At 63.5% G+C, this 23,010-nt stretch carries 17 protein-coding genes; 8 read left to right on the top strand and 9 right to left on the bottom strand.

All coding sequences use genetic code 11. The annotated features are described in order from the left end of the window. Positions 1-43: 43 nt before the first annotated feature. Positions 44-784 (top strand): SDR family oxidoreductase, encoded by a 741-nt coding sequence (locus QOL82_RS22610; RefSeq protein WP_283444582.1) that lies wholly within the window; start codon positions 44-46, stop codon positions 782-784. Between the two features lie 141 nt (positions 785-925). Here QOL82_RS22610 and QOL82_RS22615 read toward each other — a convergent pair whose 3' ends face one another. Next, positions 926-1,819 carry a LysR substrate-binding domain-containing protein gene (locus QOL82_RS22615; protein ID WP_283444583.1) on the bottom strand — a complete coding sequence of 298 codons (894 nt, stop codon included), beginning with the start codon at positions 1,817-1,819 and terminating at the stop codon, positions 926-928. A 158-nt stretch (positions 1,820-1,977) separates the two neighbouring features. Here QOL82_RS22615 and QOL82_RS22620 point away from each other — a divergent pair, with 158 nt between their 5' ends. Together QOL82_RS22620 and QOL82_RS22625 are read left to right on the top strand one after the other, a co-directional pair. Continuing rightward, positions 1,978-2,361, top strand: a complete 384-nt coding sequence (locus QOL82_RS22620; protein WP_283444584.1) for a tautomerase family protein — start codon at positions 1,978-1,980, stop codon at positions 2,359-2,361. Between the two features lie 322 nt (positions 2,362-2,683). Beyond that, a complete protein-coding gene (locus QOL82_RS22625) occupies positions 2,684-3,907 on the top strand; it encodes a M20/M25/M40 family metallo-hydrolase (protein ID WP_283444585.1) in 1,224 nt (407 codons plus the stop codon). A gap of 150 nt (positions 3,908-4,057) precedes the next feature. On the opposite strand, the gene QOL82_RS22630 is transcribed toward QOL82_RS22625, so the two are convergent. Next, positions 4,058-5,071 carry an NADP-dependent oxidoreductase gene (locus QOL82_RS22630; protein WP_283444586.1) on the bottom strand — a complete coding sequence of 338 codons (1,014 nt, stop codon included), beginning with the start codon at positions 5,069-5,071 and terminating at the stop codon, positions 4,058-4,060. 122 nt (positions 5,072-5,193) lie between these two features. Here QOL82_RS22630 and QOL82_RS22635 point away from each other — a divergent pair, with 122 nt between their 5' ends. Then, positions 5,194-5,757 (top strand): TetR/AcrR family transcriptional regulator, encoded by a 564-nt coding sequence (locus QOL82_RS22635; protein WP_283444587.1) that lies wholly within the window; start codon positions 5,194-5,196, stop codon positions 5,755-5,757. Between the two features lie 1,058 nt (positions 5,758-6,815). Here QOL82_RS22635 and QOL82_RS22640 read toward each other — a convergent pair. Further along, entirely contained in the window at positions 6,816-8,984 is a 2,169-nt protein-coding gene (locus QOL82_RS22640; RefSeq protein WP_283444588.1) for an amylo-alpha-1,6-glucosidase, read from the bottom strand. Between the two features lie 475 nt (positions 8,985-9,459). Here QOL82_RS22640 and QOL82_RS22645 point away from each other — a divergent pair, with 475 nt between their 5' ends. After that, positions 9,460-12,375, top strand: a complete 2,916-nt coding sequence (locus tag QOL82_RS22645) for a bifunctional diguanylate cyclase/phosphodiesterase (RefSeq protein WP_283444589.1) — start codon at positions 9,460-9,462, stop codon at positions 12,373-12,375. 113 nt (positions 12,376-12,488) lie between these two features. Here QOL82_RS22645 and QOL82_RS22650 read toward each other — a convergent pair whose 3' ends face one another. The 6 genes from QOL82_RS22650 to QOL82_RS22675 form a co-directional block, all read right to left on the bottom strand. Continuing rightward, the gene (locus QOL82_RS22650; protein ID WP_283444590.1) at positions 12,489-12,791 is read right to left on the bottom strand and encodes a DUF4148 domain-containing protein; all 303 of its coding nucleotides are present in this window, start codon (positions 12,789-12,791) and stop codon (positions 12,489-12,491) included. 237 nt (positions 12,792-13,028) lie between these two features. Next, positions 13,029-14,066 carry an SGNH/GDSL hydrolase family protein gene (locus QOL82_RS22655; protein ID WP_283444591.1) on the bottom strand — a complete coding sequence of 346 codons (1,038 nt, stop codon included), beginning with the start codon at positions 14,064-14,066 and terminating at the stop codon, positions 13,029-13,031. 161 nt (positions 14,067-14,227) lie between these two features. Next, on the bottom strand, positions 14,228-14,848 hold the full coding sequence (locus QOL82_RS22660; protein ID WP_283444592.1) for an isochorismatase family protein: 621 nt from the start codon (positions 14,846-14,848) through the stop codon (positions 14,228-14,230). Between the two features lie 51 nt (positions 14,849-14,899). Next, a complete protein-coding gene (locus QOL82_RS22665) occupies positions 14,900-16,705 on the bottom strand; it encodes an adenosylcobalamin-dependent ribonucleoside-diphosphate reductase (protein ID WP_283444593.1) in 1,806 nt (601 codons plus the stop codon). 63 nt (positions 16,706-16,768) lie between these two features. Next, entirely contained in the window at positions 16,769-17,218 is a 450-nt protein-coding gene (locus QOL82_RS22670) for a pyridoxamine 5'-phosphate oxidase family protein (RefSeq protein ID WP_283444594.1), read from the bottom strand. A 154-nt stretch (positions 17,219-17,372) separates the two neighbouring features. Next, positions 17,373-18,485: a glycosyltransferase family 4 protein gene (locus QOL82_RS22675; protein ID WP_283444595.1), complete on the bottom strand. Its 1,113-nt coding sequence runs from the start codon at positions 18,483-18,485 to the stop codon at positions 17,373-17,375. 228 nt (positions 18,486-18,713) lie between these two features. Between QOL82_RS22675 and QOL82_RS22680 the strand changes: the two genes are divergently transcribed. The 3 genes from QOL82_RS22680 to QOL82_RS22690 are packed head-to-tail and all read left to right on the top strand — an operon-like array spanning position 18,714 to position 22,967. Next, complete coding sequence (locus QOL82_RS22680; RefSeq protein ID WP_283444596.1) at positions 18,714-19,154, top strand: hypothetical protein; 441 nt, start codon at positions 18,714-18,716, stop codon at positions 19,152-19,154. 44 nt (positions 19,155-19,198) lie between these two features. Next, positions 19,199-22,066, top strand: coding sequence for an HAD-IA family hydrolase (locus tag QOL82_RS22685; RefSeq protein WP_283444597.1), 2,868 nt, complete (start codon positions 19,199-19,201; stop codon positions 22,064-22,066). 10 nt (positions 22,067-22,076) lie between these two features. Beyond that, on the top strand, positions 22,077-22,967 hold the full coding sequence (locus QOL82_RS22690; protein WP_283444598.1) for a universal stress protein: 891 nt from the start codon (positions 22,077-22,079) through the stop codon (positions 22,965-22,967). Positions 22,968-23,010: the final 43 nt, after the last annotated feature.

Raw genomic sequence — 23,010 nt, forward strand, 5'->3', positions numbered from 1 at the left:
GGCGGTACACTGTCGTGTCATTCTCTGCGACAGGACTTGGACGATGAAGAAGGCGATACTCGTTACCGGCGGCGGCCGCGGCATTGGCGCCGCCATCTGCAGGCTGGCGGCAGCGCAAGGCTATGCCGTCGCCATCAACTATGTCCACGACGAGGGCTCGGCGCAAAAGCTGGCGGCAAGCATCTCGGCGGATGGCGGCACCGCATGCACGGTCAGAGGCGACGTGGCTGTCGAAGCCGACGTGGAACGGCTGTTCGAAACCACGGAATCGATGCTTGGCCCACTTTACGGGGTCGTCAATAACGCGGGAATCACCGGCCGCATCGGTGCCTTCATCGATGCCGACCCGGCTTCGATCGAGCAGATTTTCCAGACCAATGTGTTTGGCGCGATGCACTGCTGTCGTGCGGCGCTGCGATGTTTTCAGCGTTCCGGCACGGCGGGCGTGATCGTCAATATTTCCTCGATTGCAGCGGCGACCGGCAGTCCGAATGAATATGTCCACTATGCTGCCAGCAAGGCCGCGGTCGAGACGTTCACGCTGGGGCTGGCACGCGAGGTCGCTTCCAGGAACATCCGCGTCTGCGCGGTCGCGCCGGGATCCACGCTCACGGAAATTCATGCGACTGCCGGCGAGCCAGGCCGGCCGGCCCGGGTTGCGCCAAAAATCCCGATGGGGCGATTGGCCACGCCGGAAGAGATCGCGGAGCCGGTCGTCTGGCTGCTGTCGGATGCAGCGTCGTACATGACCGGGTCCATCGTGCGTTGCGCCGGCGGCCTTTGAAAATTTGCTGGCAACGGCATGCGGGGAACAAGACGCGATCCATGCATTCGGGATCTACCGAACCCGCGTGAGTCGAACGCCCAAGCCAGCCTGTGTGAGCAGCATCAGAGCAGGGCTGTCTTCTGCCATGTCCACTTCGATCTAACTTGGGGCGCATTCCTGCCTGATCCAACGCCTTAAGGCATCGACCGCACCGCCCTGCGCGAAAGCGCCTTTCGGCGCGACGAGATAATAGCCCTCGGTGACGGAAAGCCGGGCTTCAAACAACTCTATCAATTCGCCGTTTGCAATTTCCTGTTCAACGAGCGACGCGCTGGTCAGCACGACGCCCTGTTCGCATTTTGCAGTATCGATTGCCAGATGGGATGCATCGAAGTGGATGGCGGGAATTCCTCCCGTCCCACGCTCAGGCAAAGTCGTAAATTGCCGGAACCATTGGTCCCAGTAAGGATGGATTCTGGTTGCCAGCAGCGTCGTTCGCGCCAGATCGTTCGGCTGCTGCAGTGCCAGTCTTGTTCGATAGGCCGGGCTGCAATACACCCTTAATTCCTCCAAAAATAGCAATTCAATATCGAGCCGGTCGCTTGCCACGGGAGTGAAATGCCTGATAGCGACATCAACCGATTCCTTATCAAAGTCCACTACCGCTGCGCTCGCATCGATGCTGATGCTGATGCCGGGGTGAAGGTCCATGAAACGCACCATGCGTGGAACGAACCACTTCCTTGCAAAGCTGGGCGGCATGGAAATACGCACTTCGTCGCGCTGGCGCTTCCTGAGTGCGAGGCTTGCATCGGAGATCTGTCCCAAGGCCCCGTTAATGCGTCCGAAATAGAGTGCTCCGGCATCGGTGAGCCTAACTTTCCGTACGTCCCGATGAAATAGTTTTAAACCGAGCCAGTCTTCCAGCTTATGAATGAGCTGACCCACTGCTCCTGGCGTGACATACAGTTCCTGGGCAGCCTTGGCGAAGCTCAAATGCCTTGCCGCCGCATCGAAGGCGACCAGGGAGCGCAGCGGCGGAAGATTTTTCATTGGATAGTTATTCTATTTCATGCGCGAATTAAAGTCAGTTGTTGCGTGCCGGCCTGACCAGCACAATGCTGGTGTTGGCGTCATTGCCAGCGATCGACACGAAATGCCGCCCCTGTTAGAAACCAAACATTTTTCATTACACATGAAGGAGATTTCCCATGCCGCTCGTCTGCATCCACCTGCCGCAAGGCAAATCCGCCGAGTATCGCAGCGCCATAAGCGACGTGGTTTATGACGTGACCATCACGACGCTGAATGTCCCTGAAAACAACCGATTTCATGTCATCACCGAGCACGCGTCTGCAGATCTGATCATTGATCCGACCTACCATGGCATTCACAGAAGCCAGGACGCGCTCATTATTCAGATCACCCTGAACAAGGGTCGAGCGACATTGGAACTGAAGAAGGCGTATTACAAGGCGTTAGCGGATGGCTTGCACGCACGGCTGGGCCTGCGCCGTGAAGATGTATTCATCAGCCTGGTCGAGGTAAAAAAGGAAAACTGGTCCCTGGGTAATGGCGAGGCCCAGTATGCGTAATGCGCCGCATATCCATACGGCCAACCGGTATCGGGAAAAATTTTACGTAATCGGGACAGCATGATTTAAAACCATTGGCCGCCAATGCCAGCCATCTACAATGCCCCGGTTGCAAGGACTGCGTACCTGACCAATGCGGAAAGGCACGCAATCGATGGCTGGCATCGTTTCGCCTAAACCGGTGCCTTTACAAAAATTATATGGAATTAAGACAATGCATCCCAGCTTTAGACTTATTGCTTTCGTTTTAAGCGTCTCGGCAACCTCCGTTGCCATCTCTGCTGACGCAGTCCCCGCGCTTGCCCCGAAAATCAGCGGACCGATGGGCAACCTCGTCATGCAGGCATCGATCAGGCAGGCCCTCGATTTCATCGAGAAGAACGAGCCGAAAACCATAGCGAACACCAAGGCCATCAATGCCATTCCTGCGCCCACCTTTGAAGAAGGCAAGCGCGCAGCCGACTTCGCGGCGCGCCTGAAGACGCTGGGCCTGGAAAACGTGCGTACCGACGAAGCGGGCAATGTCATGGGCACCTACAAGGGCAGCGGCAGCGGCCCGACCGTGATGCTGGCAGCCCACCTCGACACCGTGTTTCCAATGGCGACCGACCTGACCTTGACTGAAAAGGATGGCCGTCTCTATGCGCCCGGCATTGCAGACAATGCGCGATCGCTGGCAGCCATTCTGGTGATCGTCGAGGCGATGAAGACGGCGAAGATCCAGACGGAAGGCGACATTATTTTTTGCGGCAATGTCGCTGAAGAAGGATTGGGCGACCTGAAAGGCGTCAAGCATATCTTCGCGAAGAACAAGGACATCAAGGCTTTCGTCGGCCTGGAGCCGACGCTGGGCGGGGATGAAGGCGAACCGGTCACCTATCTGGCCACGGGCAGCAGGCGCTACAAGATCAGCTTCAAGGGCCCCGGCGGGCACAGTTATGAAGCGTTCGGCCTGCCTTCCGCAATCCATGCGCTGGGAAGGGCGGTGTCGCATATAGACGATCTGCGTGTCACCACCGACCCCAAGGTGACCTTCAATGTGGGCGTCATCGAAGGCGGCCAGTCGGTCAATACGATCTCGGGCGCCGCATCGATGCTGGTCGACATGCGTTCGGAAGACAAGGCGGCGTTGCAGGCAATCGAAAAGCAGATCCTTGCAGCCGTGCAGCAAGGCGCGGACGAGACGAACAAGCGTTGGAATAGCAGCGCGATCAAGGTGGAGACGGCGCTGATTGGCGACCGTCCGCCGGGCAAGATGCCGGTGACGTCCTCGATCGTCCAGGTGGCGCTGGCAGCATCCTCGGTGCAGGGCAGAAAACCCGCTCTCGACAGTGCGCATTCGACCGATGCCAACCTGCCCATGAGCCTGGGCATACCGTCGATCACGATGAGTGGCGGCGGCTCTTCGTCCGGCATTCATTCGGCGAAGAATGAATGGTGGGCGCCGGTGAATGCTCATCGCGGTCCGCAGGACGTGCTGCTCACCATCCTGGGCCTGTCTGGTGTGAAGGGCATTCAAGCCTCGCTGCTCAACGTGACGCCTTAAAGCAAAATTTCCATCGTCGACCGCGGACCGGCTGGTCCTTTGTCGGCGATGGAACTGGCATTGAACCCTAGCGGTCGTTCCAATCCGGGTACAAGCAGCGCTCAGGGAAATCCAGGCGTCGATCGGCCTGGCCTACCTGGGCTTACGTCCTTACACAGCCGTGAGGACAATCTTTCCCCGGATGTGCCCCCGCGCCGCGCGCTCGTGCGCGGCACGGGCGTCGGCCAGCGGGAACGTGCTGTCGATCGCGACACGTATCGTTCCCGCATCGAGCAGCCTGGCAAGTTCGGCAAGTTGCGCACCATTCGAGCGCACCTGGGTCGCCGATACCGTGACGCCCGCGCTTGCCGCCTGTTCTGCGCCTGAGAAGCCTAGCGGGTACACCGGAAATAATGCGCCGCCCCGTTTGATTGTATTCAGGAAGCGGGCTGCGCCTGCGCCGCCTACCGTATCCAGCACCACGTCGACATCCCGCGCAGCGTCCTCTGGCTTGACCTTGGTGTAATCGACATATGCGTCGGCGCCGATGTCACTTAAAAAGGACTCATGCGCGGTGGAAGCCATTGCGATCACATGCGCGCCCTTCCATTTCGCCAGCTGCACCGCGAGGTGGCCCACGCCGCCTGCGGCGCCGTTGACCAGCACTGTCTTGCCCTGGAGCGGAACCGGGCGATGCGGGCCTGCCTGAAATGGGTTAGGCTGGTCATGCCCGAGATCGACCAGGAACTGCCACGCGGTGAGCATCGCCATAGGCGCGGCCGCAGCGCTGACGTGGTCTATCCCGGGCGGCTTGCGGGCAAAATCCGACGCGGGCGCCGCGACATACTCGGCATAGGCCGCGCTTTCGCCGAAGCTGGGAAACCGGAGCATGCCGAACACCTCGTCGCCCACCGAAAAATCCCGCACGTCGGAGGCAACGGCGACGACGACGCCCGACACATCCGTTCCGGGGATGGCTGGCAGCGGCACCGCCAATCTCCAGTCCGGCGGCAGCGTGCTGTAGCCGTCGCGCAGGTACCAGTCCGGCGGATTGATGCCGACCGCGTGGCAGCGCACGAGCAGTTCGCCCTGGTTCAATTCCGGCATCGGTACATCTTCATAACGTAGCACTTCGGGGCCCCCGAATTCGTGCAGGCGGATCGCTTTCATGGTGCGAGTTGACATGGGTTTCTCTTTCGTCAAGAATGGCAGCTCATTACCGGAACAACGCTCCTTATATTCGGAGCGGTGTTCCACTTAGATGGCTCAAATATAGGGAGCGGTGTTCCGCTTGTCAAGTCACATGTATGCGGGCTGATGCGAAAAAGAACTACGACCACCTGCTCGAGGTCGGTCGCGAGTTGGTTGCCGAGCAAGGGGCCGATGCATCGATGCGCGATGTTGCCCGCAGGGCTGGGGTCGGCATCGGCACGCTATACCGGCACTTCCCGACGCGCGAGGCCTTGCTCGAAGCGTTGCTTCGCAACAGTTTCGACCAGCTGACGGCCAAAGCGGGCGGCCTCGAAACGTCGGACTCGCCCGGCGAAGCGCTGGTATCGTGGCTGCGTGAGACTGTCGCAATTGCCCATAGCCACCGGGGCGTCATCGCGTCGATGACAGCCGCTATCGCCGACCCGGATTCCGCGCTGCACGACTCATGCATGACGATGCGCGCGTCCGGCACGCGGCTGCTTGCCCGCGCGCAGGCGGAAGGCAAGGCGCGGGCCGATATCGACGGCGCCGATTTGTTCGCGCTGTTGGGCGCCCTGGCCTGGATAAACGATCAGCCTTCGCTAAGGTCTCGTGCCGACCATCTTTTCGGCGTTATCGCCAGCGCGATCCTTGTGCAAGGTGTTTCTGCGGATGACTGATAAACGGCCGTGCATTTAGCATTGGCATTGCACTGGGCATTTACACCCGTAGCAAGCCTGTCAGGTTCCGCATCGGCAATTTTGCTGGGGCCGACTCCCACCGCAGTGCAGGTTGCGGCGCCGGCAGCACCAGATTACGGATCCGCGAGCTGATTTCAGGCGCTTTGGCGGGGACGGTACTATCCAGTACCTCTGCTGCATCCCGAAGAGGCCTGTGATTCGGTCGCAGAATTGCTGGCGTTCAGCCAGGTTCCCCATGTCGGCCGCTTCAACCGGATCCGCCGTCCGTCCGAATTAGCCAGCGTCACGGACGGTGCGCACTAGAGGGCCCAAAGCCTTTCCGGAAGTCTTGACGCAGCCGAGCACGAATATGCAACGACGACCACCCCGGCCAATTGGGCACCATGACGCCAGTCGCCCAAAATTTTGTAGAAACATAAAGCCGGATCGTCGGAACCGGTTAAAACGTGCGCGCCACCTGGCTGTGCCGATTTTCGCCGCGCTTGTCTCGATGGCCTTGGCATCGGCATTGATTTGTCAAAACGAGGGAGGCGTTAAAGAGGACGAACAACCGCCGCGTGTGGCGTTATGACACACAGACCTGAAGTTCAAACTGGGCTTGGCTTGAAATTAGGAAGGCATCTAATCGCGCAATAAACCTCACGAATGCTTTTCGTACTAACGCCAATCGACGTTTAGCCGACACGCATGAGGTGAGTTTCGAATCAATTGGCTGATATTTCTGTAAAAGTTCAAGCAATCGATAAACAGAAAATCTAGAACAGCCAAAGAAGAGCAACCACCCGAGACAGGATGCCAAATGCAACGGCAATTGCCGTTAGTACGAAAATGAGGATTTGGATTGACTTGTGGCTCCGTTGGCTTGGGCGGCTGAATCTGCTGATCGGCGTGCGCATGCCTGGCCGCTGTGTGCGACTGTATGGCAGTCGGCGGCGCCAGTTTTACTGGCTCTGCATCGGCGATGGCCGACTCGGTCGCGAAAACGACGGCGCGACGATTGCGTGCCTTGCCACGCCCACGAATTGCGCCACCACGAATTACGCCACCACGACTACATCCATCGGCCCCTGCTTCTGGATGATGTTGACACCCACGTTGTTCGGATAGCGCTGCAGCAGCAGATCGGCGGTGCTGCCGTTGACTTCGAGGCCGCGTATTTCGACGGTGTCGATGAAGGGCGGCAGGCGCGGGTTGCGGAAGCGGATTTCCGGTTTGTCCGGTGCAAACGACAGGCCGAGGCATGCCTGGAGCAGATAGAACACGCTGGCGGCCGCCCAGGCTTGCGGCGAGCAAGCCACTGGATACAGCGTCGGCCCTTCGTCCGGTCGCTTCGGGAAGCCGCAGAACAGCTCCGGCGTCCGATGCTGGTCCATCGCCAGGCTTGCTTCGAACAGCGCGCTGAAAACGGTGATCGCGCGATCGGTGTAGCCGTAGCGGGCCATGCCGCTGGCGATGATCGCATTGTCGTGCGGCCAGATCGATCCGTTGTGGTAAGCCATCGGGTTGTAGCGGCTTGCGTTCACGCCTATCGTGCGTATGCCCCAGCCGCTGAAAAATTCCTCGCTCAGCAACTGTTTCGCGATCCGGTCCGCATGCTCTGGCAGTGCAATGCCGGTCCAGAGCGTATGGCCCGCATTCGACGACGGGACGGCGCATTGCATCTTGCGGCCGTCGAGCGCAATCGCATAGGTGCCGAGCCGCTCGCACCAGAAATGTTCATTGAAGCGGGCCTTCAGTTCGACCGCGGCTTCATTCAGCTCGACTGCAAGGCTGTGCTCGCCCAGCAGCGCGGCCAGGCGGGAGGCCCGCAGCTTGGCGTCGTACACGTAGCCCTGCACTTCGCACAGCGCTATGGGCGCCTGCGCCAGGTCGCCGTTCTCGTGGAAAACGGCGTCATGCGAATCCTTCCATCCCTGGTGGGTCAACCCGGCGTCGCTATGGCGCGCGTATTCGACGAAGCCGTCGCCGTCGGCGTCGCCGTAATGATCGATCCAGTGCAGCGCGCGCTTGATGTTGTCCCAGATCAGGCGAATGAAATCGAGATCGCCGGTGCGTTCGAAGTAGGCGCCGGCCAGACCGACGAACAGCGGCGTGGCATCGACGGTGCCGTAATAGCGGCGAAACGGGATTTCATCGAGCGCAGCCAGTTCGCCCAGCCGCGCCTCGTGCAGGATCTTACCCGGCTCGGCGTCACGGGTCGGGTCGCGCACGGTGGCCTGGGTGTCGGCCAGGAAAGCAAGCACGCCCTTTGCGAGACGCGGGTCCAGCCAAAGGTATTCGTGCGCGGTCAGTATCCCGTCGCGCCCGAAGGTGGTCGAATACCAGGGCAGGCCTGCATACGGATAGGTGCCTTCCGGAACGTCGGTGTTAAGCATCAGCAGATCGGCGGTCGAGCGGTCCAGCCAGCTGTTGAACATCGCGTTCGACGTGACGATGCGGCATCGATCCTGCATCCGCTTCTCCACTGCCCGGTTCGCCTCCGCATAGGCCGTGAAATAATCCATCACCGGCGGCGGTTTCCCGTCCTGCAGTTCGCAGCGGATCGTGAAGTAGACATGCGCTTCTTCCCGTGGCTTGAGGACGACCCGGAACGCGGCCCCTTCCGCGCCCAGCGCATGCGGTTTCGGGCTGCAGACGATGCGGGTGCGGCGCACGACCTGGTCCAGCCCGCGGTAGCCGAGCACCAGTTCGCTGTCGCTGATCTGCGGCGGCAGCGGCGTCCCGCGCTGCCCGCGGGTGAATCCGCGCACCTCGAAAATATCGACGTAATCGGCGCCAAACTCCATCGACAGCACGGTTTCGATCGGCTCCAGGCCATAGTTGACGATGCGCAGGTGTTCATGGCAGGCGTCGTTCCACAGCAGCTTGGCGCGGAAGACATGCAGCAGGCCCTTTTGCACGGGCTTGAGGCCGTCGGGATACAGGTCGGGATTCATCAACTCGACGATCAGCAATCCATTGTCGTCGCGTACGGTGGAGTTCAGGAACATCGGCCGCACACCGTCTATGCGCAGCTCCTGGTGCGAGAGGAAGCGCGTATCGCCGAGATAGATGCCGTTCTCATGAAGACCGATCGGCTGGACGTCGCCGAAACGGTCGAACAGCGCGAACAGGTTGTCATGTTTCAGCACCCTGCGCCGTTCGTCCGGCGGGGAAGACGTAGCGAGGATGTACCACTCTTCGCCAAGCCGTATCCTGTCAGCCATGTCGCTCTCCGTAGTCCGGATGGTTTGCGTTGATTGGCATAAAGGCCCGTGCTCCTGGCGCGAGGACGTTCATCCGGCACATCGGCTCCCGCGCCATGCCGCCTCACGACAGGCATGCGGCACATCAGGGAATTCGATCATCGCTTGGACGAATGGTTCTTCCCTGCCAATAAGAAGCCGTTGCCCGCCTGACCAGCTGCTGACCGGCCCTTCCCTGCCCCGGTTCTTCGACCATCATTCCCCGGGGAATGGTCGGACGGCAATTTGCCATGCAGGTCAGCTTCCACGGCAAACCTGCCGCGCGACAGGGTCCATGCGGAGGATGGCCCCGTACCAGGCGTATTGTCAAAAAAATACGAACTCCGGCGCTGCTTGGGAATCCAATTGTGTGCACTCGATCAACTGCTCTGACCGCATCCAGCGATAGCACGCCGAAAGGACAGAGCGGTGAGCCCGGACGGGAAATTGCCAGCCAATGAAACACCATGAGCACATCGACACGATCTCCGCCGAACTGGAAAAGTCTTGTGCGCTGGAGCAAATCCATCTGCTGGGGACAGTGCAGCCGCATGGCTTCCTGATGGTGGCGGATCTCGCCTCGGAGCGGATCGTGCAGGTTTCCAGCGGCATCGTCCGCCACTGGCCTGGCCTGGCGGACGGTGCAGTGCTGATCGGCCAGCCTTTGGCCGAGTGGGTGGACGGCATTGGCGCCAGCAGCCTGTCTTCGCTGCCCGCGGCTTACCCGCTGACCATGGCCTGGCGCCTGCGGTTCGAGCGGAGCGGCGGCGCCATTGCCGACTCCAGGGAATGGGAATGCGTCGGCCACCGGGTGCAGGACTATGCAGTGCTGGAGTGGCTGCCATCCGACAGCAGCCCGAATGAAAACCACCTGCAGAACCGCACCCTGACCGAGATCACCCGCGCCATCAACCGGCTGCGTCATGCCGACAAGCTCGATTCGTTTTTCAGCGACTGCGTGAAGGTGGTGCAGGAATTCAGCGGTTTCGACCGGGTGATGATCTACCGTTTCCTGCCGGATGGGTGCGGCGAAGTGGTAGCCGAGCATACCTCGCCTGCATACCGTCAGCGCTTCCTCGGCCTGCGCTTTCCGGCCTCCGATATTCCCAGCCAGGCGCGCCGGCTGTACCTGACGAACCGGCTGCGCATCCTGGCCGATGTCGAGGCGCCGGCCGACACCCTGGCGCCGTCGCAGCTGCCGGACGGCAGCGTTCTCGACCAAAGCCAGTGCCTGCTGCGCGGCCTGTCGCCGGTGCACCTCTCCTACCTTCGCAACATGGGCGTGCGTGCAACGCTGACGCTGTCGCTGGTCTGCGACGACAAGCTGTGGGGCCTGATCGCCTGCCACCATCATGAGCCCCGGGTGCCGCCGCAGCAGGTGCGCGAAGGCCTGCGCCAGATCTGCGAACTGGTGGCCGAGATCAGCATCATGCGCATCGAGTCCCTGTCCAAGATCGAAATGGTGCGCACGCGCCTTTCCTTCGATCTGCTGCTCAACCAGGTGCGGCAGGCGTTGAGCACCGCGCACAGCATCCCCTCCGGGCTCGATGCCTGCCTGCCCGACCTGCTGAAGGCGTTCCAGGCCTCCAGCCTGGGCCTGCGCATGGCAGGGGTCGACTATGTCGGCGGACCCGGGCGCCACGTCGGCCCGGCGCGCGCGGTGCTGGACGAGGTCGCGGAATGGGTCGACACGCAGGGGTCGGCGCCGCGGGCAGGCATGTGGGAAGACGTCCTGGCTGACAGGCAGCGCTCCCTGGCCGGCCTGCCCGATGCGGCCGGGCTGCTGGTGGCGCGGCATGACGAGGACGAAATGAGCTTCGCCTTCGCGACCCGGCCCGAGGTCGGGAAACAGGTGCGCTGGGGCGGCAAGCCGCACAAGCCTGCCGTTCGCGTCCCGGAAGGCACGGTGCGCCTGGAACCGCGCCGGTCCTTTGCGGAATGGAAGCAGGCGCTGCGTGGCCATTCGGAAGCATGGACCGCGGCCGAGGCGGAAGGATTGACGAGGCTGGTGCAGGTTGCCGCCGAAGTCCACAAGCTGCACCTGAACCGCAAGCTGCAAAAGAAGCTGCACTGGCGCGCCCATCATGACCAGCTGACCGGCCTGCTGAACCGGCAGGCAATGGAGGAAGAAGTGTCGCGGCGTTTCAGGCTGGAGCAATTCAACTGCGCGCTGCTGCTGCTCGACCTCGACAATTTCAAGAAAATCAACGACACCCATGGCCATGGCAGCGGCGACATCCTGCTGCAGGAACTGAGCAAGCGCCTGGGCGCGGCAGTCACCGGCTTCGACCTGCTGGCCAGGCTGGGGGGCGACGAGTTCATGGCGCTGATGCGGCTGCACAGTCCCGATGCGTCGCTCGCCCTCAGCATGGCCGAGGGCTTTCACCGGGCGCTGGGCGCGCCCTTCGATATCAATGACCAGCAGGTGAGCCTGAGCATATCGATCGGCATTGCGCTGCCTCCGCAGCATGGCCGGACCATGAGCGAGCTGATGCGCCGCGCCGACCTCGCGATGTATCACGCAAAGTCGCTCGGACGCTCGCGCAGCGTGGTGTTCGAGACGATGATGGAGTCCAACCAGCTCGAGTTCTACCGGCTTGAACATGACCTGGACACCGCCGTGGAAAAAAACCAGTTGGTGCTCGCCTTCCAGCCCAAGGTGGACCTGCTGTCCGGCCATGTGGTCGGGCTGGAGGCATTGGTGCGCTGGAATCATCCGAGCCGCGGTTATTGCTACCCGAAGGTCTTTATCTCGGTCGCCGAGCGCAGCGACCAGATCATCCGCATCGACCGCTGGGTAATGCGCGCCGCCATCGAGGCGCAGGCAAAATGGCTGGCGGCCGGCCGCACGCTGCTGCCGATCGCGATCAACCTGTCGATGGCCGATATCCTGTCGACCGACATGGTCGGCTACCTCGACAGGCTGCTGGCGGAATCGGGCGTGCCGGCCGGCGCGCTCGAAGTCGAGGTGACGGAATCGTCGATGATGGGCGAACCGGAGAAGACCAAGACCGTGATGCAGGCCCTGAACCTGCGCGGCATTGCGACCACCCTGGACGATTTCGGCACAGGATTCTCATCGCTCAGCTATTTGCGCCAGCTGCCGCTGCAAAGCCTGAAAATCGACCAGTCGTTTATCCAGAGCATGCTGAAGGATGGCAATGCGGAAAAACTCACGCAGACCATCATCGCGATGGGACTCGCGCTGGAGATGCGCGTGGTTGCCGAGGGCGTGGAGACCATGGAACAGATGCGCTGGCTGGTCGAGCACGGCTGCCTGATCGGCCAGGGGTATTTTTTCAGCCCGCCCGTCAGCGCCGATAACATTCACGGCGTCGTCGAGCGTATCGAACAAAATAATTACTGGCAATGAATGCCAGCCGCGCTTCTAACAGGACTTGAATGCGACAAAGCCGGCATGGCGCCGGCTTTTTCTGTCGATACGGCGCTGCGCCATCGGGGCGCAGCCTGCCGGATCACTGCGGCTCAGGCGCCGAAGTACAGGTTGTTCACGTCGCCGGCGCGGCGGGACTGTGCTGACTGGACGGCTTCGGCGCGGACCTCCTGGCGGGTACGGCCGCTAGCGACGTACACCGTGTCCTGGCCGTCGTGCTGGCGCTGGGCAATGGCGCCCTGGCTTGCAGCCTGGGACAGGTCCTGGCGGACTTCGGCGCGGGTCAGGCTGGACTTGAAGCCTGCGTCCGGTGCGGTGAATTCAGCTTGCTGCGCGAAAGCGGAACCGGCAGCAGCAAACACGGCGACAGCGGCGATCAGTTTCTTGACGTTCATGGTGTTCTCCAGAGATTAGTGAGTGACTCGGGGCTCGGCGGTCAAGGCATTGAAGCTGCCCGTCGGGTCCTGCCTCGCTGAGTCGCACTTGTTTGCTTGTGTGCTCATCGATGAAGCACAGTCTACTCAACCTCTGTGGCCAGATAAACAATGCCGGCTTCAATAGCTTATTGCGCTTAATGGAACAATGGCGGGCACGATGCGGACAGGCCGGCGCGTTCCGCCGCCGGCCGCCCTTCAGCGTCCTGAAGCAGCGCCTAAGCGCCTGCGGGTCGCAAAGGCAATCATCGGCAGGCCCAGCGCCAGCAGCAGCGCGGTGCCCGGCAGCGGGATCTGCGCTAGAGCTTCCAGCGCGATGAGTTCATGGACGCGGGCGGTCGGATGAATGCCGTCCCAGAAGAAAGCGCCGGACGGGTCGGCGATGCAAGCCGGGCTGAGTGCGCATGCCGATGTCAGGTTCGTGAATCCGAACGACGCCGGATCGTCGAAGATCCGCCCCTGCAGGGCAAACAGGTCGAGCAGCTCGATATCGCCGTCCGTAAAGGCGGGAAGCTGCGCCAGCGAAGACTCCAGCGCCTGGTTGAACGCGATCGCAATGCCGGTCGCCGCCGCGGAGGCAGCCGGACCGAGCGCAGTCACCGCCGGGGCGGCGCCCAGGTTGGGCACATTTAGCAGCAGCAGGTGTTCGGCGCCCGCCGCCGTCAGCTGGTTCAACACCGTGGTGATGGTGCTCACCGCCGAGAACAGCAGCGCGCTGGGGTCGCCGCCGGACGCGAGCGTGGCGAACGCATCGCGCGCATCGTTCGCGCCGCCCTGGAGCGCATAGAGATTGCCTGCCGACGCCCTGCCGCCATTCTGGTTCAGGAACATCGCGGCCTGGTCGAGCAGGCTGTACGGAAACGACGAGCCCAATGGCCCGCTACGGGCGCCGGCGAAAGCATAATCGGTGCCGCCGGCCATGGAGGGCAAGGCCGTCACGCCGAGTCCCGAGGCCAGCCGTTCGGCCCAGACCGGCCCGTTGGAATACCGGCCGGATGCATACGGAAAGTCGGGAATGAAGCCCGGGCTAGGAATGGGAACGGGCGTGCGCAGCGTGCCGGCCGGCCGCGGCGGCCCGAGCACATTGTCGAACACGAATGCATTGTTGCCGCTGTCGGACAGGCTTTCTCCGAAGACCACGAGGCCGGTGTACGGCGCGGCGAACGCGGCTGACGAAATTGCCGCGATCAGGCCGGCAAGCAGCAAGTGATGAAGGCGGCGGATATGACTGTCCATGAGGCGCTCCTGGTCTTCGTTCGTGGTCCTCAGCAGAGGCTACAAGCGAAGACCAGACCAACTCTGATAAAACGCAAGATTCTCCGCACTCGCGTTTCTGGCGCGCATGGATGCGGCGCCGCCTCGGCGGACGCCGTATATTCCGGTCAGCTTCTTCCGCATCAGCCTGCCTGGCGCACTGCCGATGCAGCAGGCATGCCGGCGATCATGTCGACGGTCGCGCTTACAGCCCCGTGGCGCAGCATCGTATCGATGGCCGCAGCGCCGTCGCCCGGATGCACATCCACTGCCCTGATCGCGTCGGACAGCAGCATCACTTCGAAGCCTTCCTTCAATGCATCGAGCACGGTGTGCAGCACGCAATAGTCCGTCGCCAGGCCGCCGATGAAGAGCCGCTGCTTGCGCCCGGCGCGCAGTTGGTCCGCAAGGCCGGTGCCCTGGAAGGCGGAATACGCATCCGCGCCTGGCGTGACCGCCTTCGATACGACGACGGCGGAAGGCGGCAGCGCAAGCGCTTCCGGAAAGGCGGCGCCGCCGGTGCCGGCAATGCAGTGCGGCGGCCAGATGCCGCCCTGCGCATGAAATGAGCAATGCGCTGCGGGATGCCAGTCACGGCTTGCATAGATGGACAGGCCGCGTTCGCGGAACAGGTCGATATACCGCCTGAGCGCCGGAAAGATCGCACCGCCCTGGCCGACCGCGAGCGCGCCGCCGGGCAGGAAATCATTCTGGACGTCGACGATGACCAGCGCGTCCGCCGGATTCAGAAGGATGTCCGTCATCGCGATTTCTCCAGTTGAACGTCATTGCCGGTCGCCCTGGCAGACGCCGTATCACGGACAGGCATCCGCCATATAGCCAGTGGACGAGGGGAAGATCCCTTCCCGCCCCAGCCGCGACCGGAACAGCGTACAGCCTTTCAGGCCGAGCGCATAGGCGCGCTTGAAGATGGCCTCGCAGTCACCGACCTGCGCGGTGGCAGCCAGGTTGAAGGTCTTCGAGATCGACTGGTCGACATGCGCCTGCAGCGCGGCAAGCAATTCGAGCTGCGCCTCGGTCGACACCTCGTGCGCCTCCACGAAATAAGCGGGCAGCGGCGCGTTCTCGCCCTTCAGTTCGCGGAACAGTTTCCATGCATAGTCGTGCACCGCTACCTGCCGCGGCACGCCCTGCGCGTCCCGGACATGCCGCAGGCCACGATACGCATGGACAGGCTCGATGCCGCTGGAGACATTGTTGGCGAGCAGGCTGATCGACCCGGCCGGCGAAATCGCGGTCAGGTGGCTGTTATGGATGCCCTTGCCGCGTATGCCGTCGATCAGCTCGGGCGGAAGCGACTGGATGAAGGGCGCGGCGAGATAATCCGCCGCGCTGTATTGCGGAAAGACGCCCCGCTCCGCCGCCATGTCGATCGACATGCGATATGCCGCATCGCGTATCGTGGCCATCACCTTGTCGGCAATCTCGATCGAAGCCGCCGACCCGTAGCGCACGCCCAGCATCGCATAGGCATTTGCCAGGCCGGTGATGCCCAGGCCGATGCGGCGCGAGGCGCGCGCCGCCTTTTCCTGCACCTTCAGCGGAAATGCCGACACGTCGTAGACATTGTCCAGCATGCGGGTGGCTACCGCCGCGGTGCCGGCAATAGCCTGCAAATCCAGCCTCGGATGCGGGCCGAACGGATCGCTGACGAATTTCGCCAGGTTGATCGAGCCGAGGTTGCAGGCGCCATGCGGCGGCAAGGGCACTTCCGCGCACGGGTTGGTGGCGCCGATGGATTCCGCGTAATACAGGTTGTTGTCGCGCTCGATACGGTCGATGAAGAGGATGCCGGGGTCGCCGGATTCGAATGCCGCTTTCAGGAGCCGCTCCCACAATGCCCTGGCCGACACGATGCGCGTGACGATGCATGGTTCAGGCCCGGTGGAGCCGGACCATTTCCGGTCGCATACCATTGCGTCGGCCGGGAGCGGCCTGCCGGCCACCGGGAACACCAGCCGCCACGGCGCGTCTGCCTCCACCGCGGTCATGAAGTCATCGCTGACCAGCACCGCAAGGTTAAAGTTGCGCAAGGCTCCGCCATCCTTCTTCGCATCGATAAATGCTTCGATATCGGGATGGTCGCAGCGCAGGGTCGCCATCATCGCGCCCCGCCGCGGGGAGGCGGACGTCAGCACCGAACAAGCCTCGTTCCAAACCTGCATGAAGGAAACCGGCCCGGAGGCGGTGCCGCCCGACCCCGGCGCCACGAACCCGGCCGGCCGCACCGGCGAGAAGTCGCAGCCGACGCCGCCGCCGGCCTGCATCGTGATCATCGCCTCGGTAAGGCCGCTGAAAATCCCGTGCAGCGAATCATGCAGCTGCCCGGTGACGAAGCAGTTGAACAGCGTGACACGCCGTTTGGCGCCGGCGCCGGCGAGGATGCGTCCGCCGGGCAGGAAGCGAAATGCAGCGAGCGCATCGGCGAACCGGGTGCGCCAGTCGTCATGGTGATGGGCTTCTGCAGCGGACAATGCGATGGCCACCCGCTCCCAGGTCGCCTGGATGCCGGGTTCCCTTACGCGGCCTTCCTCGGCGAGCCGGTACCTGGCATCCCAGACCTGCATGGCGACCGGCTCGGTCAACAATGTGTCCGCCATCACTCCTCCGAAAAACGCCGGCCCGACCGGACGCGCCGGGCTCCGGGGCCGCGCCATCCTGCGTTATACCGTCACCAGCTCGGTATGCCCGAATCCCTTCTCGTAGTCCAGCAGGGAGATCACCTGGGGCGTGATCTTCAGCATCGCGAAGTCGGCTGCCTGCGGCGACTGCATCAATTCGACGATCTGCGGATAACGCTTCAGCATGCATGCGCCGGCATGGTTGAGTTCGTCGGGGTCGGTCACGATGCCGGCGATGCCGCCGATGGACAGTCCCTTGATATGTTTCCAGTCCGCATAGTCCAGGTTGATGGTCAGCGACACCTTGTTGCAGCGCGCGATGTTGTCGGCTTTCTGGCTGGCCTTACCGATGCCGACATAGATGGTCATGCCGTCATTGGCATAGCTTACGGTCGTCGCCTGCGGGTAGCCATCCGGCCTGATGGTGGCCAGGGTGAGATCCCTGGCGCTGTCGATGATCCGCAGGATGAAATCACGCTGTGACTGGTCCATGACATTGCTCCTGTTCCACGATCGCTTACGGCCTCGCCCTTCCTTTCCGGGCCTGTCCGGTACCGCCACCGCGACGGCATCGACGATCTGCTGCGGCCGTGTTCAAATCCTTGCGTGAAGCGGTTCGCCGCGGTTTGCGATAGCTCAACCGGATTTACCGCGGGCTGGGCGCCTGCGGCTGGCCTGCCGTAAGCCTGGCTTCGGGGTGGCGCGCCGCATGACCGTTGATGCGCGGCTCGTCCCGCATCCGCTCGTACAGCTTCAGGTAGGCCTGGGTCATGTGCGCCGCGGTGAAGCGCTGCTCGAAGGCTGCGCGGCAGTCGCGTCGATCCAGCCGTTCGACCTGGCGCGCAGCCGCGACCGCATCTTCCTGGTTCGACACGATGTAGCCGGTGACGCCATGCTCGAGCACCTCGGGCACCGAGCCATGCGGATAGGCGATCACGGGCGTGCCGCATGCCAGCGCCTCGATCATGACCAGGCCGAAGGGTTCTGGCCAGTCGATCGGGAACAGCAGCGCCTTTGCCCGGCTCAGCAGGCTGTGCTTTTCCCCCTCCCGGATTTCACCGATGAAATGCACCAGCGGATGATCCAGCAGGGGCTCGATGTACGACGTGAAATAGACCTGGTCGGCCGGATCGACCTTGGCGGCAATGTACAGGGGCAGGCCGATGCGTATTGCGATCTCGATAGCCCGGTCGGCGCGCTTTTCCGGCGAGATCCGGCCGACGAACAGGAAATAATCGTCGGCCTCCGGCTCGAATCCATATAGATCGATGGGCAGGCCGTGGTGGACCGTTGCGCGCCAGTTGGCCCATGACAGCGGCGCGCGCTGGCTGTTGGAAATGGAAACCAGGGGCAAGTCGTTGAAATAGCGGTACAGCGGCTGCAGCTCGGGCAGGTCCAGCCGGCCGTGCAGCGTGGTGAGATGCGGCGTCGGCAGCTGCCTTGCCATGCAGAAGTGGAGGTAGTCGGTATGGAAATGGATGACATCGAACGTATCCGCCAGGTCCGCCACCATGCCCAGTTCGATCACGTGGCAGCTCAGCCAGCTCGATGCGCTCGGCACGGCGGTGCCCTTGCGCAGGCTGGTCCCGAGCGCGGGAACGAGATGCGCGCTGGTCACCGAGTCGGCGGTGGCGAACAGGCTCACTTCATGACCCTGCCGGACCAGTTCTTCTGTCAGGTAGGAAACGACACGCTCGGTTCCGCCGTAGGTGACGGGAGGCACGGATTCGAAGAGCGGGGAAACCTGCGCAATTTTCATATGCGGGCATCGCTGGCGCGCCGCGAGCCGGCGCGGGCACAACGACATTGGATGCTCAAGCTTAACAGTCTAGAACAAACGCCCACGGTCCCAACCCGATTTTGCAGTCGGCCTGTGCTGGCTCAAAAACGGTGCAGACTGGTGCTTGGAAAAGAGCATCGATGTGGTCAGAATTAGGACATCGTCGGCCATCGGCTGGCCTGGCGGCGGTTGCCGCAGGACACGGCCATGGCCAGCGGTTTGCAGCCCGCTGCCGGGATGCCTGCAAAAAACAGCGCAGGCAAGGAAACGAGGTGGATCATGACAGGCGACAAGCTCGATCGTACAGTGGAAGACAAGCGCGCGCTGGTCAGGAAGCTGGACGCGGCCGGCTGGGGCATGCTGTTCATATGGATAGGCATCGCGACCCTGCTGCGCATCGGCTGGGGGGTCGGATTCCTCGGCATCGGCATCATCATGCTCGCGGTCCAGCTGGGCCGGATGCGCTTCGGCCTGCGCGTCGAAGGCGTCGGACTGGTGATGGGGACGCTCTTTGCGGCGGCGGGCGTGTGGGAGCTGGTCAAGACCAGGCTGGGCCAGGAACCCGTTCCCGGCGGCCTGTGGCCCATCCTGAGCATCGTCGCCGGCGTCGCGCTGGTCGCGTCCGCGCTGCTTCGCAAGCGGCGCTGAAGGGACGGCGCTGCGCCGCCCCAGCCTGGCGCGTGAGACAGCCGATGACGTTGCCGCACATCCCGCAGCAGCAGATGGCGCATCCAGAATGCCGCCTGCAAGCCGCGATATTCGACATGGATGGGGTCATCACGCAGACCGCAAGCATCCATGCCGCCGCATGGAAAGTCACCTTCGACGAGATCCTGCGCCAGCATGCGACGCCCGGTGCGGACGTGCGGCTGTTCGACGACCATGCCGACTATTACGCCTATGTCGACGGCAAGCCGCGCATCGAAGGCGTGCGCGCATTCGTCCGCGCGCGCGGCATCGCGCTTTCCGCGGCGGAAGAAGAGCAGGCCGCCGAGCGCAAGGATCAGCGCTTCATACGGATCGTGCATGAACGCGGCGTGAAAACCTTTCCGTCCACCGTCGCGCTGGTCGGGGCGCTGCGCGCCATGGCCGTGAAGACAGCGGTCGTCACGTCGAGCCGCCATGGCCGCGAACTGCTGCAATCGGCCGGTATCGCCGCGCTGTTCGATGCCAGCCTGGACGGCATCGACCTCGATGCGCAGCAGCTGGCCGGCAAGCCCGATCCCGACATGTTCCTGCGCGCCGCCGCGATGCTTGGCAGCACGCCGGCCGACAGCATGGTCGTCGAGGATGCCGTGGCGGGCGTGGAAGCCGGGCGCCGCGGCAACTTTGGCCTCGTAATCGGCGTAGACCGCGGCGGCAATGCGGCGGCGCTGCAGGATGCCGGCGCCGATGTGGTTGTCCGGGACCTGGCCGAACTCGACGTGGCGTCGCTGCAGGCGGCATTCCAGGCGCGACGCGGCGCGCTTGGCTGGCGCATCGAGGCCGAAGGCTACGACCCCGACCGGGAACGGCAGATGGAAAGCCTGTTCACCGTGGGAAACGGCTACATGGGCGTGCGCGCCGCGCTCGACAGCCCGCCGCCCGGCTCGCAATGCGACCTGTTCATCGCCGGGGTCTATGACCGCAAGCGGGCCGATCTCCCCTACTCCGAAATTGAGTTCTTTACGCCCTCCGGTCGCGCCGATCCGTATTCCGAGCTGGTGCCGCTGCCTTTCCCATTTCGCGTGACGGTCAGCGTCGATGGCATGTTCCTGGACTTTCACGGCGATGGCGCCAACGGCAAGAAACTGCGCCGGGTGCTGGACCTCCATGACGGCGTGCTGCATGCCAGCGCCGTGCACCAGGCGCCGGGTTCGCTGCGCACGGCCGTACGCACGCGCCGCTGCGCATCGCTGGCAGATCCGCACCTGCTGCTCCAGGAAGTGGTGGTCGCGCCGGACGATCATGCGCATGACGTGGCGCTGGCGGCCACGCTGGACGAGCCGGAGCTGACGACGCGGCACCCGCACCTGCGGCGCCTGGCGCGCACGGTGGAAGGCGACCTGGAAACCGTGCGCTACGTCACCCGCGCGTCGCGCATCTGCATCTGCCTCGTCTCACGCGTTGTCCGGGCGGGCAACGTGCTGCGCCGGCTGGTCTCCGTTTTCACGAGCCGCGACGACGACGATCCGGCGGCCGCGGCGCTTGCCCATTCCACGTCGCTGGACCCGGGCAATATCGATGCGCTGTTCGCCGCGCATTCGGCAAAATGGGCGCAATTCTGGGAGCGCGCAGACATACGGATAGCCGCCGACACCGCCGCCGAACAGGCGCTGCGCTTCGGCAGCTATCATCTGCGCCTGCCGCTCGGCGCGGACGAGCACGTGTCGATCGGCGCACGCACGCTGTCGGGCCGGGCCTATGAAGGCCATGTGTTCTGGGACACGGAAATCTTCATGCTGCCGTTCTACCTGCACACCGAGCCGCTGCAGGCGCGCAAGCTGCTGCTCTACCGCTATCACACGCTGCCCGGCGCGCGCCGGCGGGCGCGCGACATGGGCTGCGCCGGCGCCTGCTTCGCCTGGGAGTCGACCGTGACCGGCGCCGACGTGACGCCGACCAAGATCGTGCTGAAGAGTTCGGGCAAGGAGATCCCGATATTCACCGGAAGCCAGCAGATCCACGTGACCGCGGATATTGCCTACGCGGTATGGCGCTATTGGGAAACGACCGGCGACGAGGCCTTCCTCGCCGGTCCCGGCGCGGACATCCTGTTCGACACCGCGCGCTTCTGGCACAGCCGGGTGAGTCGCGACAGCCATCGCTGCCATATCCGCGGCGTCGTCGGACCGGACGAATACCACTATGCGGTCGACGACAATGCGTACACCAACTGGATGGCGCGTTTCAACCTGGAACGTGCGGCCTGGCTTGCGCGCCAGTCCGGCACCCATCTCGCCGAGGCCGACGAATGGTCCGGCGTCGCGCAGTCCCTGTATATCCCGCAGCCGGACGAGCGCGGCGTGCTCGAACAGTTCGACGGTTTCTTCGCGCTCGATGAGCATCCGTTGCCGAGGGAGGAACGCTTCAAGGCGCCGGTCAGCCGGCTCTACGACTGGCAGCAAATCAACCGGCTGAAGATCCTCAAGCAGGCGGACGTGCTGATGCTGCCGCTGCTGTTCCCCGAGTCCTTTTCCGACGAGGCCGTTGCGGCGAACTACCGTTACTACGAACCGATCACGGACCACGGCAGCAGCCTTTCGCCGGCAGTGCATGCGGCGATTGCCGCCCGCATCGGGCTGCGCGACGACGCCGAACGTTACTGGAAACAAAGCCTGTGGCTGGATTTGTCCAATGCGATGGACAACAGCATGCTGGGCGTGCATCCGGCGGCGATGGGCGGCGCCTGGCAGGCGCTGGTATTCGGCTTTCTCGGCATGCGCTTCAGCGATGCCGGTCCGCAGCCCCGTCCGGACGCGCAGCAGCGGCTGCCTTTCGGGTGGAAGGGCATCGCGCTGAACATCGCTTATCGCGGCCGCATCCATGCGGTGACGGTCGGATGCGGCGTCGAACAATGAGGAGCCGCCGATGAATCCGCCGACAAACCCGTTTGCATCGATCCTGCTGCCGCTGGACGGTTCGCCCGAGGCGGCCAAGGCCGCGGGATGCGCGATCTGGCTGAGCGGGGAGCTGAATGCCACGCTGCATCTGCTCTATGCCGCGCCAGACCCGCTGCCGGCAGGCGATGCGCTGGCGCAGCTTCACTTTCCCGCCACCGACCGGGCGCGGATCATCCTGCACCAGACGCAGGCGCCTGCGGAAGTCGCGGTGCTCGACGCGATCGACCGGCACCAGGCCGGCCTGGTCGTGATGAGCGCGCGCGGCGTCTCCATTTCCAGCGGGATCAACCTGTCGCAGCGGCTGGGACGGGTAGCGCGGGCAGTGATCGAGCGCAGCCCGGCGCCGGTGGTGCTGCTGCCGCTGCACTACCGCGCGGCCCTGCCCTGGACCTCGATGCTGGTGGCCGCCAGCGGCGAGGCGGCCGCCAACCAGGCGCTCGAAACGGCTGCGCGCCTTGCCGCCGCGCTGCGGCTCAAGGTCAGCGTGCTGCATGCGGAAAGCGATCCGGGCGTGTCCCGCGCGACGCCATTCGGCACCTACGCCGATGCCGCGCACCATGAATATGCGCGCCGTATGCAGGGAATGCTCGAGCGCGGGCTGGCAGCCTGCCGCACCGAGGAATGCCATGCTGTCCGCGAAGTGCTTCTGCGGCACGGCGACCCGGCCGACATGCTGCTCGACCAGGCCGGCCGGCAAGCCAGCAGCGTGCTCGCGCTCGGCTGGCATGGCGCGCTCGATGCCGGTCGCGCGCTGGTGCTCAAGCGCCTGCTGGAGGAGGCAGGCTGCGCCCTGCTGCTGGTGCGCAAGATCGAAAGCCCGAAAGTGCGGCTCAGGGTAGGCGCGGAAATAGGCGCCTGAAAGATACGGAGCGGCATGCAGCATGCAGGCCCGCGCCGGGCCG

Origin of the sequence: Noviherbaspirillum suwonense (assembly GCF_900182955.1) — a bacterium.
GTDB classification, from domain to species: Bacteria; Pseudomonadota; Gammaproteobacteria; order Burkholderiales; family Burkholderiaceae_D; genus Noviherbaspirillum_A; species Noviherbaspirillum_A suwonense.

Bases quoted from the DNA above. Each gene is read 5' to 3' on its own strand.
- QOL82_RS22665 (WP_283444593.1), bottom strand. From the start codon at position 16,705: ATGGCGGACACATTGTTGACCGAGCCGGTCGCCATGCAGGTCTGGGAT.
- QOL82_RS22655 (WP_283444591.1), bottom strand. From the start codon at position 14,066: ATGGACAGTCATATCCGCCGCCTTCATCACTTGCTGCTTGCCGGCCTG.
- QOL82_RS22630 (WP_283444586.1), bottom strand. From the start codon at position 5,071: ATGTCAACTCGCACCATGAAAGCGATCCGCCTGCACGAATTCGGGGGC.
- QOL82_RS22685 (WP_283444597.1), top strand. From the start codon at position 19,199: ATGACGTTGCCGCACATCCCGCAGCAGCAGATGGCGCATCCAGAATGC.
- QOL82_RS22635 (WP_283444587.1), top strand. From the start codon at position 5,194: ATGCGGGCTGATGCGAAAAAGAACTACGACCACCTGCTCGAGGTCGGT.
- QOL82_RS22640 (WP_283444588.1), bottom strand. From the start codon at position 8,984: ATGGCTGACAGGATACGGCTTGGCGAAGAGTGGTACATCCTCGCTACG.
- QOL82_RS22675 (WP_283444595.1), bottom strand. From the start codon at position 18,485: ATGAAAATTGCGCAGGTTTCCCCGCTCTTCGAATCCGTGCCTCCCGTC.
- QOL82_RS22610 (WP_283444582.1), top strand. From the start codon at position 44: ATGAAGAAGGCGATACTCGTTACCGGCGGCGGCCGCGGCATTGGCGCC.
- QOL82_RS22625 (WP_283444585.1), top strand. From the start codon at position 2,684: ATGGGCAACCTCGTCATGCAGGCATCGATCAGGCAGGCCCTCGATTTC.
- QOL82_RS22660 (WP_283444592.1), bottom strand. From the start codon at position 14,848: ATGACGGACATCCTTCTGAATCCGGCGGACGCGCTGGTCATCGTCGAC.
- QOL82_RS22615 (WP_283444583.1), bottom strand. From the start codon at position 1,819: ATGAAAAATCTTCCGCCGCTGCGCTCCCTGGTCGCCTTCGATGCGGCG.
- QOL82_RS22650 (WP_283444590.1), bottom strand. From the start codon at position 12,791: ATGAACGTCAAGAAACTGATCGCCGCTGTCGCCGTGTTTGCTGCTGCC.
- QOL82_RS22690 (WP_283444598.1), top strand. From the start codon at position 22,077: ATGAATCCGCCGACAAACCCGTTTGCATCGATCCTGCTGCCGCTGGAC.
- QOL82_RS22670 (WP_283444594.1), bottom strand. From the start codon at position 17,218: ATGGACCAGTCACAGCGTGATTTCATCCTGCGGATCATCGACAGCGCC.
- QOL82_RS22645 (WP_283444589.1), top strand. From the start codon at position 9,460: ATGAAACACCATGAGCACATCGACACGATCTCCGCCGAACTGGAAAAG.
- QOL82_RS22620 (WP_283444584.1), top strand. From the start codon at position 1,978: ATGCCGCTCGTCTGCATCCACCTGCCGCAAGGCAAATCCGCCGAGTAT.
- QOL82_RS22680 (WP_283444596.1), top strand. From the start codon at position 18,714: ATGGCCAGCGGTTTGCAGCCCGCTGCCGGGATGCCTGCAAAAAACAGC.